Below are 12,718 nucleotides of genomic sequence, written 5' to 3'. Positions count from 1 at the left end.
GGCCTTTGGTGTTCGCGCCTTAGCGCCCGAGCAGAACCCGTGCCTGGGTGGCGATCTGGGCCAGCATCGGCGCGGTCGTCGCCGGTGCCGTCCTTGCCCGGTCGACGATCCGGCGGAACTGGTCGATGCGCGCCGCCTGTTGCGCCACCCATTGGTCGACCGCAGTCTTGGGATCGTCGCCCTTGCGGCGATCGAGGAAGTCGAGGCGGAGCTGCTCGAAGTCGCGGGCGAGGCCGGCGGTGAGCAAGCGCTCCCACTGGTCGCGCGCGTCGAAGCGGTTGGCGGCCTGCTGGGCCCAATCTAGACCGAGCGCCTCGCCGAGCCCGGTATAAGCGTGGGTCAGCGTGATCTCGTCGATGCCGCGCTTGCGGCCGAGCACCGCGATGCCGACCGCGCCGTTCAGCTCGAACAGGCGGACGATGCGATGCGCCATCTCCGGCGGCGCGCCGAGTTGGATCAGGCGCTGGCGGCGGGCGGCGGCTTCGTTGGCGACCTCCGTCCGCAGCAGGTCGTCGACCGCTCCGCTCAGCTTGGCGAGGCCCGGCGCGAGGCTGTCGACCATCTCGGCGAGATTGGTGTTCGGCGACGTGTTGCGCAGGATGTCGGCAATGTGGAGCTGCAGCGCCTTCGAGGCCTGGTCGAACAATTCGAGGCGGACCTGTTCGGGCACCTCGATCGTGTCGAGCTCGTTCCACAATTCTTCCATGCCGAACAGGCGCTCGGCGGCGACGAACGCGGCCGCGGCCTGGCCGAACGACGCGCCTTCCTCCTCGGTCAGCGAGAAGGGCGCGGTGATGCCCAGCCGGTTGACGAAGCGGTTGGCGATCTTGGTGGCGATGATCTCCTTGCGCAGCCGGTGGCGGAGGATGGCGTCGCCATGCTTCTCCTGCATCAGCTTCGGGAAAGCAGCGCACAATTCGGGCGTGAGGGTCGGATCCTCGGTAAGCTTGCCGGTCTCGATCGCGGCCTGAAGCGCCATTTTCGAGGTCGAGAGCAGGATTGCGAGCTCGGGCCGGGTGAGGCCGCGATTCTCCTGCGCGCGGCGCATTAGGTCCTCGTTGCTCTCGAGCCCTTCGACCGCTCGGTTGAGGCGGCCGCTTTCCTCGAGGATCTCGATCACGCGGACCAGCGGCGACAGCGATCCGGCGCCGCCGCGCTCGGCGATCGACAAGGCCAGCGTCTGGAGGCGGTTGTCCTCCAGCACGATCTGCGCGACCTCCTCGGTCATGTCGGCGAGGAGGACGTTGCGGTCCTCCAGCGCGAGCCGGCCCTCGAGCATCTCCGAATTGAGCGGGATCTTGATGTTGACCTCATTGTCCGAGCAATCGACGCCGGCGCTGTTGTCGATGAAGTCGGTGTTGCTGCGGCCGCCATGGGCCGCGAACTCGATGCGCGCGGCCTGGGTGACGGCGAGGTTGGCGCCCTCGCCGATCGCCTTGGCGCGAAGCTCGGCGGCATTGACGCGAAGAACGTCGTTGCCCGGATCGCCGACCTCGGCATTATTCTCGCTCTTGGCCTTGATGTAGGTGCCGATGCCGCCGAACCAGATGAGGTCCACCGGCGAACGCAGGATCGCGCTGATCAGTCCGGCCGGGTCGATCGCATCCACGCGCAGGTCGAGCGCTTCCTGGATCTCGGGCGTAAGCGGGATCGACTTCTGCGTGCGCGGGAAGACGCCGCCGCCGGCCGAGATGAGCGACTTGTCGTAATCGTCCCAGCTCGAGCGCGGCAGCTGGAACAGGCGGTTGCGCTCCTCCCAGCTGCGGGCGGGGTCCGGGTTCGGATCGATGAAGATGTGGCGGTGGTCGAATGCCGCGACCAGCTTGATCGCCTTGGACAGCAGCATGCCGTTTCCGAACACGTCGCCCGACATGTCGCCGCAGCCGACCACGCGGATCGGATCGGTCTGCACGTCGACGCCCATTTCGCGGAAGTGGCGCTGGACCGAGACCCAGGCGCCGCGGGCGGTAATGCCCATCGCCTTGTGGTCGTAGCCGGCGCTGCCCCCCGAGGCGAACGCGTCGCCGAGCCAAAAGCCGCGCTCCAGCGCGATCGCGTTGGCGACGTCGGAGAACTTGGCCGTGCCCTTGTCCGCGGCGACCACGAAATAGGGGTCGGCGGTGTCGCGGATGGTGACGTCCTTGGGATGCACGACCTTGTCGCCGACGATATTGTCGGTGACCGACAGCAGCGAGCGGATGAAGATGCGGTAGCTCTCGGTGCCTTCCTTCAGCCATGCGTCGCGGTCGCCCGGAGGCGGGAGCTGTTTGGGATAGAAGCCGCCCTTGGCACCGGTCGGAACGATCACGGCGTTCTTCACCACCTGGGCCTTCAGCAGGCCGAGTATCTCGGTGCGGAAATCGTCGCGCCGGTCGGACCAGCGCAGGCCGCCGCGGGCGACCGGACCGCCGCGCAGGTGGATGCCCTCGATGCGGGGGCTGTACACCCAGATCTCGCGATAGGGGACGGGCGCAGGCAGGTGTCCCATGCGCGCGGAATCGAACTTGAACGCCAGCGCTTCGCGACCGGAGTCGGCAAAGGCGTTGGTGCGCAAGGTTGCGTCGATGACGCTGCGGATCAGGCGAAGGATGCGGTCCTCGTCGATCGCCGCGACTTGGCCGAGCCCATCGTTGATCGAGCGCTCGGCCGCCTTGATCGCGTTTTCGCGCGCGCCTTCCAGGGCCGGGTCGTGCTGCGCGTCGAACAGGGAAATGAGGCCGCGGGCCACGCCGGGCGCGCGCCGCAGCGCCTCGACGACCGTCACCATCGAGTAGGACAGGCCGGTCTGGCGCAGATAGCGGAACCAGGCGCGGAACAGGACGACGTCGCGCGGCCCGAGCCCGGCCGCGACCAGAAGCTGGTTGAAGACGTCATTCTCCGAGCCGCCTTCGAGCACGGCCGCGATCGCCTTCTCGACGAGCGGGCCGCGCTTCAGCACCTCGGCGGCGTCGCCGACGGGGAGTTCGAGGCCGAAATCGTGAATGTAGCCAACCTTACCGCCTTCGATCGGGGTCGGCTGCTCCTCGAGCACGCGGAAGCCGAAATTCTCCAACACCGGCACTGCGTCGGACAGCGGGATCACGCCCTCACGGCGATAGGTCTTGAGCCGCAGCCGGTTCGGGCCTTCGGCTTCCTTGTGGAACAGCCGGGCGTCGCGGGCATCGGGGCCGTCGAGGCCCGAGATGCGCAGCACGTCCTGCGCCGCCTGTTCGGCATCGGTCTGAGACCGGTAGCTTTCCGGAAAATCGTCGACGATCGACAGAGCGAGGCGGGTCGCCCGGGCCGGGCCGACGATCGCGCCGAGCGCTTCCTCGACGCCGGGCTCCCAGCCGCGGACCATTTCGTCCAGGCGGCGGTCGAGCTCCTGCACGTTTGGGAGCGGGCGCGTCGGATCGATATTGAGCGTGTAGCGGATCAGCGAAAGATCGCCGTCGCCCAGTTCCACCGACCAGCTCGAGATGCCGCCGTCGGCGGCCTCGCGGATCATCTCGCCGATCGCGAGGCGGCGGCGCGTGGTGAGCTCGTCGCGCGGCAGCCAGACGAACGCGAACAGATGGCCCTTGAGGCTGCTGCGCACCAGCACCAGGGTCGGCCGCGGCCGGTCGGCGAGCGACATGGCGGTGATCACCAGCTGTCGCACCGATTCCGGCTCGAGGTTGATCAGCAGGTCGCGCGGCAGCGATGCGATCGCATGGCGCAGCGCCTTCCCGGCATGGCCCTTGGGATCGAAGCCGAAATCGCGGTCGAGGTCGGCGAGACGATGGCGCAGCACAGGCACGTCCTCGGCCGGCACGATCAGCGCCTGGCTCGTCCACAGGCCGGCATGAACACCGATCGCGGTGATCTTCCCGTTCTCGCGGATCGGCACGACTACGAGGTCGAGCGGTACGCGCCGGTGCACGGTCGAGATGCGGTCGGCCTTAGCGATGAGCGGCGCCGCGCCGCCTTTCTCGAACCAGGCGATCGCGCCCGCTGCGCCGCCTTCGTCGGTCGGGTCGCCCGGCAGACGGAACAGTCCGAGCGCTTCGGCGGATTGGCCGTCCAGCCGCTCGACATGATAGCCGAGCAGGGTCATCGCGCCGTCGGCGAACCAGTGGAGCAGCGCGGCGCCTTCCGGATCGTCGAGCGTGTCGGCGTCGGCGTGCATCTTCGCCTGGAGTGCTTGCCAGTCGCTGACCGCGACGCGCACGTCGGCGAGCACGCGGTGCAGGTCGGTCACGACCTGCTGGCGACCGCGCGCGTCGGCGCGGTCGATCTCGATATACATGATCGATTCGCGCTTACTCACGTCGTCGCAGAGCGGTCGGACCGATTGCAGGCGCCCGCCGGCGTCGCGCTCGACGCAGACGACCGGGTGGAGCAGGCGGTGGATGATCAACCCCTTGGCGGCGATCGCCGCGGCCACCGAATCGACCAGGAACGGCATGTCGTCGTTGATGATGGCAAGGCGCATGCGGCGCCGGCCGATCTCTCCACCGACGGATTCGAGGCAGATGACGGGGATGCCGGGGGCGCGCTGCGCGGCAGCGGCGGCGACGAAGCGGGTGGCGTCGAGGCGGCTGGTTTCGCCGAAGCCTTCTAACTCGTCGGGAAGCGCGTGGTCGACCAAAGCATGAGCGAGGGCGTTGAGATAGGGCAGGTCAGCGGCGTGATCCGCGCCCGTGCGTTCGGCGTCCATATAGAAGGCTCCCAAGGCGTACCGCCGGTCATTAGCGCGCGCCGGCTGGAATGCCGGGCTATATGCTCCGGGAGATCAAGGGGGGCAAGGCCGGACGACCCGTACGCGCCTCTTAACGAGTCAGGCGTCGCTCCTACGGATCGCCTGGTCGATCAGCTTGTCGTCTTCCGCGACCGGGGCGACGATCGCGAGCCGCCCGTCGGCCTGGCGTCGGGCGAGCAACAGGACGAACTCGCCGCCCTTCGCTTCGACGTCGACCACGGCCAGCGCCGGCGCCTGGCGCAGCGCGGCGCGGCCGGCCTCGCGGCGGTCGGGCTTGGGCGCGGGCCGCTTGGCGGCGCGCTCGGCCGCGACGACGCCCTTGAGGCCGCCTTCGAAGCTTTCGAGCAAGGCGGCGAACCCGCCGGCGTCGATGCCGAGGCGCCGGCCGTGGCTCAAGGCCGCGGCATATTCGGTGAGGCGACCCTTGTCATACTCGGCGCCGAAGACGAGCTTGACGACCGGCGTCATCGGCGCGCGCGCCTGGGCCTTCAGCCCGGCATCGTCGAGCAGCTCGGCATAATCTTCTTCATTGTCGTCGGCCGCGAGGGCGAAATCGTAGGCGAGGCCGAGCGTGCGGTAGAGCGCGGCGCGGCTGCGCGCCTCGATCCCCTGCAGGGCTCCGGCGCAATCGCGGGCGAGGCAGAGCCGGTCGGCAAGGCCGGCATCGGGGCCAAGCTCGAAATTGAGCTGGTCCTCGTCTTCCTCGGCGACCGCAGCCGCTGGCGGCGCGTCGAGCGGCTCGGCGCGCGGTCCGTCGGCCCAGACCGGGCTGGCGAGGACCGGCGCCTTCAGCAACCGGTCGGCCTGGCGGACGATCGATGCGGCGGTGTCGCCGTCGGCGACTTCCTTCCAGTTGATGACGCCGTAGATGAAGTCGATCGAATCACCGTCCGACGAGAGCGGCATCAAAATGCCGCGATACATGGTGTTGGCGCCGTTCTGGCCGTCGAACTCGGCCTCGAAGCCGATCGGCGCGCAATTGGCGATGATCTGGAGATAATGGTCGGTGAGCCGCGACAGCAGAGAACGGCTCGGCACGTCGGCCACGGTGCGCACGTCGCCGGCCAGCCCGCACGCCTCGCGCAGTTCGCGGCCGAGGAAGGAGACCACGGGATTGTCGGTGCTGCGCGTGAAATCGAGCAGGACGCTGTGCGGCCCGAAATCGTCGAGATTGGCGGGCTCGAGGTCGGCGATCGACGGATAGGGGCGCCCGTCGAGCAGCGACACCCAATAATTGTAGGCGCGGACATGCATGCGGCGCTCGTCGGTGCCGATCTCGGGCGGCGCCTCGATCGCGGCCACGTCACCGCCGGCGGCGTCGGCATCGTCGTCGAATGCCCGGAATTCGTCCATGAGTCGCCGTCCTCGCATCCAGTCTGTGCCGCCCGGACCCTGCTCCCATCATGGTTGCAAATCGGTTAAGCCTGTTCGTGGAAAGCGCGAAAAGCGGCGCTTGTCTTTCCGCAAGCCCGCTGATATTGCGCCGCCCGCCGGGATAAGCCGCTTTAGCTCAGCTGGTAGAGCACATCATTCGTAATGATGGGGTCAGGTGTTCGAGTCACCTAAGCGGCACCATTCCCCGAACTCCCTGCAGGCGCTATTGTCGTGTCAGGGCGGACCCCGGGTCCAGCCTCTCCTGCATCTGAGAGCGCCGTCTTGCCGGATGCGTCCCGCTTAAAGGGAACCTTTGGCGGCCGACATCGACTTTGTGCGGAGATCGGTCCAAGAGCGCGCCGGCGCTGCGGACCGATCTGCCCTCGCGGTGCGCCACACGTTACTGAACCGGAGCTCAGGAACAATGAAGCCATATAGTGGGCCGTCTTTTCAAGACAGGGTCGGCCGGGCCGCGGAAGCCAAGCAGAAGGCGCTCGATAATCTGCGCGCGAAGCCGGCGGTCGACGAGGAGATCGTTGCCGAACGCCAGGCCGCGCGCCTGAAGCGGGAAGCAGCCGAGGCCGAAAAGCGTGCTGCTAGGAAGGCGGCGGCCGAGGCCGCGAAGCAAGCCAAAGCCGCGGCCAAGGCCGAGGTCCAGTCGAAGGCCGCTTCTGCGCCCGCGCCTCTCAGCGAAGCCGACAAGAAGCTGGCCCGCGACGCCCGTTATGCGGCGCGAAAGAGCCGCAAATAAGCCGGTTCCAGGTGAAGAGGAGCGCGTGATGTCCCGCAAGAGCCCCGCCAGGCTGGAGGTGCGCAATGCCCTTCCTACGGATGCGCCGGGCATCCTGGCGCTGATCAGCCGCGCCTATCCCGGCATCGAGAATTACAGCACGGGACAGATTCTCGGGCAGATCAACAATTTCCCCGAGGGGCAGTTCGTCGCCGTCCTGGAAGGCACGATCGTCGGCTATTGCGCGTCGTCTCGCATCGACGAGGCGGTCGCGCTCGGGTCGCACGACTGGGCGACGATCACCGGCAACGGCTTCGGGAGCCGCCACGACGCCACCGGCGACTGGCTCTACGGCATCGAAATGGCGGTCGACGAGCGCCGGCGGGGCCTGCGGATCGGCAAGCGCCTGTACGAGGCGCGCCGCGCGCTCGCCGAACGGCTGGAACTGCGCGGCATCGTATTCGGCGGCCGCATGCCCGGCTTTGCCCGTGCCAGGTCGAAGGTCGGCGATCCGGAGGACTATCTCGCTCAGGTCGGCGAGGGAAAGCTTCGCGATCCCGTGATCGGTTTCCAGCTCGCCAACGGCTTCTCCCCGATCGGCGTCCTGAAGGACTATCTGCCGCTCGATCGCGCGTCGGGCGGGTTCGCCGCGCACATGGTGTGGCGCAACCCCTATGTGGACCCGAGCGAACCGCCGGCCTTCCGCGTTCCGCGCGGCGTCGAGAGCGTGCGGCTGGCCACGGTCCAGCTGCAAGCGCGCGCCGTGAAGAATTTCGACGAATTCGTGCAGAATGTGGAATATTTCGTCGACGTCGCCGCGGACTATCGTGCGGACTTCGTCGTGTTCCCCGAATTGTTCACGATGTCGTTGCTGTCCTTCGAGACCGAGACGCTGTCGCCAATGGCGGCGATCGATCGGATGACCGAGCACCGCGCGCCGATCGTCGCCGAGCTTTCGCGTATGGCGCTGCGCTACAACATCAACATCGTCGGCGGGTCGCATCCGACGCGCACCGACGACGGCAGCGTCCAGAACGTCGCCTATGTCTGCCTGCGCGACGGCTCGGTCCACGCCCAGGAGAAGATCCACCCGACGCCGAACGAGGCCTATTGGTGGAAGATCAAGGGCGGCAGCTCGGTCGACGTGATCCAGACCGACGTCGGCCCGATCGGCGTGCTGATCTGTTACGACAGCGAGTTTCCTGAGCTGGCGCGCCGCTTGGTCGACGAGGGCGCGCGGATCATCTTCGTGCCGTTCTGCACCGACAACCGCCAGGGCTATATGCGGGTGCGCTATTGCGCCCAGGCGCGTGCGATCGAGAATCAGTGCTTCGTCGTGCTTTCGGGCAATGTCGGCAATCTCCCGGGCGTCGACAATATGGACGTGCAATATGCGCAGTCCTGCATCCTCACGCCGTGCGACTTCCCGTTCGCGCGGGACGGGGTCGCTGCCGAAGCGAGCGAGAATATCGAGACGCTGACCATCGCCGACGTGAATCTCGCCGACCTCACCTGGGCGCGCGCGGAAGGGACGGTGCGCAATCTCTCGGATCGCCGTTTCGACCTCTACCGGATCGACTGGAAGCGCGGCACGCGGAGCGAAACCGCTGCGCCGGAGAGCCGTCCGATGGGCACCAAGGCTCCGGGAGGCGGGTAGGACCCCGCATCCCTTTTCGATGGCATTCTCTGTATTATATCTATAATACACCATCATCAGGAGGTAGAGGCCATGTTTGAGGACCCTGTTGCGAAGCGCACTGCCATTGCGGCTGCCGTCGGCGCTGTGATCGCCATTCCCGTCCCGTTCGTGGGGCCGCTGGTCGGGGCCGTCGTCGGCGCCGGCTACGGCTATTTCTCGGCGAAGCGGCGGGGCTGAAGCCTTAGGCATCTGCCTCGCCGGACGGGCGCGCGAACACGTCTTCGATCGCGAGCCCGAACAGGTCGGCAATGCGGAAAGCGAGCGGGAGCGAGGGGTCGTAGCGGCCATTCTCGATCGCGTTGACGCTCTGCCGCGAGATTGCGAGCCGCTCGCCCAGATCCTGCTGGCTCCATCCGTGCTCCGCGCGCAGATCCTTCAGACGGTTCTTCACAGCCCGCGCCTGCACAGCAACTTGTTGACGCAGGACCCCACACCGAGCCCCGCGAACCAGATCACCGCGATCCAGTAAGCGTCGAAATGCGGCGCAAGGTCGAAGCTTTCCAGGAAGCCCCATCCGGTCGCCACGCTCAGCGCCAGGCCCGACGCAACCAATGTCTGCCGCACGGTGAGCAGGCGAACATATTCGTCGCTCTCCTCGATCAGATAGCGACCGATCGCGCCGAACATTCCGATGATCGGCAGCGCGGGCAGGATCGCGACGCCGTAGGCTGCCGGTCCGGACAGGCCCGATTTCCCGATCGCGATCTCGGCCGCGAACAGCAGCACGACATAAGCGAGGCAGAGGACGATCGCCGCCCGGTTGTAGCGCCTCATTGCAGTCCGTTGTGTCACAGGAACTCCCCTTGCTGTGTAAAGGGAGCTTTACTGGAAAGCCTGCTTTACGTCAAGCGTCCTTTACACTCCTTTCTCCGCCTTGACCCTGACATTGTGTCAAGCACCATATAGGTGCCGACTCGCGTAAGGAGACGGACGAATGGATGCGGTGCAGACGATCGGCGGATCGGCCAATGATGACACGCTTGCGGTCGCTATCGAGGGAATGAGCTGCGCGTCCTGCGTCGGCCGGGTCGAGCGCGCGATCGGCGAGGTGCCGGGAGTCGCCGAGGTTGCCGTCAATCTCGCCACCGAGCGCGCGGAGGTCCGCTTCGGCCCGGGCGGCGGCGACGCCGCGGCCGTCACGGAAGCGATTGCCAAGGCCGGCTACCGCCCGGTCGGGCACGCATTCACGCTCGCCCTTTCGGGGATGACCTGCGCCTCCTGCGCCGGCCGCGTCGAAAAGGCGCTGCGCGCCGTCCCGGGCGTGACCAAGGCGGACGTGAACCTCGCCACCGAAAGGGCGCATGTCGAGAGCATCTCCGCCGCAGTCGAGCCCCTGATCGCCGCCGTTGAGAAGGCCGGCTATGCGGCCGCGCCGGCGGCGGACGCGACCGATCCGAAAGACGACGCCCAGGAAACCCGTCGCGAGGCGGCCGCCGCGCGGGAGAAAAGCCACGTCCTGATCGCGGCCGTCTTGTCCCTGCCGCTGGTGTTGCCGATGCTTCTCGCGCCCTTCGGCATCGCGATGGAGGTGCCCGGCTGGGTGCAGTTGCTGCTGGCGACGCCGGTGCAATTCTGGCTCGGCGCCCGCTTCTATCGCGGCGCCTGGAGCGCCCTGCGCGCGCGGACCGGCAATATGGACCTGCTGGTCGCGCTCGGCACCTCCGCCGCGTTCGGCCTCAGCCTCTATCAACTGCTCGCCCATCCGGGCGGCGGCGGCATGGACGGCCATTATTATTTCGAAGCGTCGGCGGTCGTGATCACCCTGGTGCTGCTCGGCAAGTGGCTCGAGGGCCGTGCCAAGCGCCAGACCGGGGCCGCGATCCGCGCTTTGGCGGCGCTGCGTCCGGACCGGGCGCGGCTGCTGGCCGCAGACGGATCGGAATCGGAAGTCCCGCTCGAGAGCGTGAAGGTCGGCGATCTCGTCCGAATCCGCCCGGGCGAGCGCATCCCCGTCGACGGCGTGATCGTGGAAGGCGCGACCAGCGCCGACGAATCGATGCTGACAGGCGAGAGCCTGCCGGTCGCCAAGGCGGCCGGCGACAAGGTCACTGGGGGCGCGATCAACGGCGAAGGGCTCGTCCTCGTCCGCACCACCGCGATCGGCGCGGGGACGGCGCTCGCCCGCATCGTCCGGCTCGTCGAAAGCGCGCAGGGCGCCAAGGCCCCGATCCAGCGGCTGGTCGACAAGGTGAGCGGCGTGTTCGTGCCGGTCGTGATCGGCATCGCTCTCGTCACGCTCGCGGGCTGGCTGGTCGCCGGCGCCGGCCTCGAGGCCGCATTGCTGAATGCCGTCGCGGTACTCGTCATCGCCTGCCCTTGCGCGCTCGGCCTCGCCACGCCGACCGCGATCATGGCCGGCACGGGTGTCGCCGCCCGGGCCGGGGTACTGATCAAGGACGTCGAGGCGCTGGAGACCGCGCACCGCGTCGACACCGTGGTGTTCGACAAGACCGGCACGCTGACCGAAGGCAGGCCGGTGCTGGTCGCGGCGGTACCGGCTGCAGGCTTCGACGAAGAGCGATTGCTGTCGCTCGCCGCGTCGCTCCAAACCGGCAGCGAGCATCCGTTGGCGCGTGCCGTGCTGGCGCGCGCGGCCGATCGCGGCATCGCGGCGGCCGCGCCCGTCGACCTCCAGGCGTTGCCGGGGCGCGGCCTTTCCGCCACCGTCGGGGAAAGGCGCCTCATCCTCGGCAGCACCCGGCTGATCGACGAGGAAGGGATTGCCCGGGCCGATCTGGCCGAGGCCGCGGAGCGGATGGCCGGGGAAGGGCGCACCGTGTCGTGGCTGGCCGAGCTCGCCCCGGGCAAGCGGCTGATCGGCTTGCTCGCATTCGGCGACGAGCCCAAGCCGGCCGCCGCCGCCGCGATCGCAACGCTCCACCGCCGCGGCATCCGCACCGCGATGCTGAGCGGCGACAATGCCGGCGCCGCTGCTGCCGTCGCGGCACGGCTCGGCATCGACCAGGTCTTCGCCGAGCTGCTGCCCGAGGACAAGGTCGCCCGGATCGCGGCGCTGAAGGCGGAGGGCCGCACCGTCGCGATGGTCGGCGACGGCGTCAACGACGCGCCGGCGCTGGCCGCCGCCGATGTCGGCATCGCCATGTCGACCGGCACCGACGTCGCCATGCACAGCGCCGACATCACCCTGATGCGCGGCGACCCCCGCCTCGTCGCCGACGCCATGGCGATTTCGGACCGGACTTATGCCAAGATCCGGCAAGGCCTGTTCTGGGCGTTCGTCTACAATGTCGTCGGCCTGCCGCTCGCCGCGCTTGGTTATCTGAGCCCGGTCGTCGCGGGCGCGGCGATGGCGCTGTCGAGCGTCAGCGTGGTCGCCAACGCGCTCACGCTGCGCCGCTGGCGCCCGCAGTCGCAGGAGAAGGTGGCATGAATATCGGCCAGGCTTCCGGGCAGTCCGGCGTCAGCCAGCGCATGATCCGCCATTACGAGGCGATCGGCCTGATCCCGAAGGCGAAGCGGCGCGAGTCGGGCTATCGCGACTATGACGATCGCGACGTCCACACTCTGCGCTTCATCCGGCGCGCGCGCGATCTCGGCTTTCCGATCGAGGAGATCGGCCAGCTGCTGGCCTTGTGGCAGGACCGCAGCCGCGCGAGCGCCGACGTCAAGGCGCTGGCCAATGCGCGGGCCGAGGAGCTGAAGCGCAAGGAGAGGGAGATCCGCGCCATGCGCCGCTCGCTCGAGGAGCTCGCCCGTCACTGCCACGGCGACGCGCGGCCCGATTGCCCGATCCTCGACGACCTCGCCAGTGCCGAACCGGCCGATGGCTGAGGCGGGCTCCGTTGCGCGGACTAGCGAGCAATACTATTATAGACGCCGCATGCTCCGTCTCATCTCCGCTTTCTGGGTCGCCTTGGCCCTGCTCGTGTCGCCGGTCGTGATGGCCGGTACGGCGCACGCGGCCGCGCCGAGCATGGAGATGGCGGGCGATCATTGCGCCGACATGGGCGAGGCGCCGCAATCGGACAAAAGCATGCCCGGCATGGACATCGCCTGCGCGATCGCCTGCACTGCGCTTCCCGCCGCCGCCCCTTATATCGCCGCCGCGGAAACGCTGCAGCCCACCGCCGCGCTGGCGGCCCGGGCTGGCACGCTCGCCGGCATCCACCCGGAAAGCGAGACGCCTCCTCCACGAATCCTGCCAGAGATCTGAACGACCCATTCTTTCTCTGGA

10 protein-coding genes and 1 tRNA gene are annotated in these 12,718 nt (G+C 68.2%); 7 read left to right on the top strand and 4 right to left on the bottom strand.

Annotated features, from left to right (window positions below; translation table 11 throughout):
• Positions 1–19: 19 nt before the first annotated feature.
• On the bottom strand, positions 20–4,678 hold the full coding sequence (locus tag SH591_RS07745; protein ID WP_324751228.1) for an NAD-glutamate dehydrogenase: 4,659 nt from the start codon (positions 4,676–4,678) through the stop codon (positions 20–22).
• A gap of 120 nt (positions 4,679–4,798) precedes the next feature.
• On the bottom strand, positions 4,799–6,073 hold the full coding sequence (locus SH591_RS07740) for a PAS domain-containing protein (RefSeq protein WP_324751227.1): 1,275 nt from the start codon (positions 6,071–6,073) through the stop codon (positions 4,799–4,801).
• A 146-nt stretch (positions 6,074–6,219) separates the two neighbouring features.
• Between SH591_RS07740 and SH591_RS07735 the strand changes: the two genes are divergently transcribed.
• The 4 genes from SH591_RS07735 to SH591_RS07720 all read left to right on the top strand — a co-directional run bounded on the left by SH591_RS07735 (position 6,220) and on the right by SH591_RS07720 (position 8,700).
• Positions 6,220–6,295, top strand: a tRNA-Thr gene (locus SH591_RS07735).
• 112 nt (positions 6,296–6,407) lie between these two features.
• Positions 6,408–6,845 (top strand): DUF6481 family protein, encoded by a 438-nt coding sequence (locus SH591_RS07730; protein WP_324751226.1) that lies wholly within the window; start codon positions 6,408–6,410, stop codon positions 6,843–6,845.
• A 28-nt stretch (positions 6,846–6,873) separates the two neighbouring features.
• The gene (locus SH591_RS07725; RefSeq protein WP_324751225.1) at positions 6,874–8,481 is read left to right on the top strand and encodes a GNAT family N-acetyltransferase; all 1,608 of its coding nucleotides are present in this window, start codon (positions 6,874–6,876) and stop codon (positions 8,479–8,481) included.
• A gap of 72 nt (positions 8,482–8,553) precedes the next feature.
• Positions 8,554–8,700, top strand: a complete 147-nt coding sequence (locus tag SH591_RS07720; RefSeq protein ID WP_324751224.1) for a YtxH domain-containing protein — start codon at positions 8,554–8,556, stop codon at positions 8,698–8,700.
• A 4-nt stretch (positions 8,701–8,704) separates the two neighbouring features.
• Here the strand turns inward: SH591_RS07720 and SH591_RS07715 are convergent, their stop codons facing one another.
• Both SH591_RS07715 and SH591_RS07710 read right to left on the bottom strand, forming a co-directional pair.
• Positions 8,705–8,914 carry a helix-turn-helix transcriptional regulator gene (locus SH591_RS07715; protein WP_324751223.1) on the bottom strand — a complete coding sequence of 70 codons (210 nt, stop codon included), beginning with the start codon at positions 8,912–8,914 and terminating at the stop codon, positions 8,705–8,707.
• The gene (locus SH591_RS07710; RefSeq protein WP_324751222.1) at positions 8,911–9,297 is read right to left on the bottom strand and encodes a hypothetical protein; all 387 of its coding nucleotides are present in this window, start codon (positions 9,295–9,297) and stop codon (positions 8,911–8,913) included. Before SH591_RS07710 ends, SH591_RS07715 begins: the two co-directional genes overlap by 4 nt.
• Positions 9,298–9,457: 160 nt before the next feature.
• On the opposite strand from SH591_RS07710, the gene SH591_RS07705 reads away from it, so the two are divergent.
• The 3 genes from SH591_RS07705 to SH591_RS07695 are packed head-to-tail and all read left to right on the top strand — an operon-like array spanning position 9,458 to position 12,697.
• Positions 9,458–11,914, top strand: a complete 2,457-nt coding sequence (locus tag SH591_RS07705; protein ID WP_324751221.1) for a heavy metal translocating P-type ATPase — start codon at positions 9,458–9,460, stop codon at positions 11,912–11,914.
• The gene (cueR, locus tag SH591_RS07700) at positions 11,911–12,315 is read left to right on the top strand and encodes a Cu(I)-responsive transcriptional regulator (RefSeq protein WP_324751220.1); all 405 of its coding nucleotides are present in this window, start codon (positions 11,911–11,913) and stop codon (positions 12,313–12,315) included. The genes SH591_RS07705 and cueR overlap by 4 nt, the downstream gene beginning before the upstream one ends.
• Before the next feature lie 49 nt (positions 12,316–12,364).
• Positions 12,365–12,697: a hypothetical protein gene (locus SH591_RS07695; protein ID WP_324751219.1), complete on the top strand. Its 333-nt coding sequence runs from the start codon at positions 12,365–12,367 to the stop codon at positions 12,695–12,697.
• Positions 12,698–12,718: the final 21 nt, after the last annotated feature.

The organism is Sphingomonas sp. LY54, from assembly GCF_035594035.1.
In the GTDB taxonomy this organism is placed as follows: Bacteria; Pseudomonadota; Alphaproteobacteria; order Sphingomonadales; family Sphingomonadaceae; genus Allosphingosinicella.
This window is presented reverse-complemented; position numbering and strand designations above follow the sequence as displayed.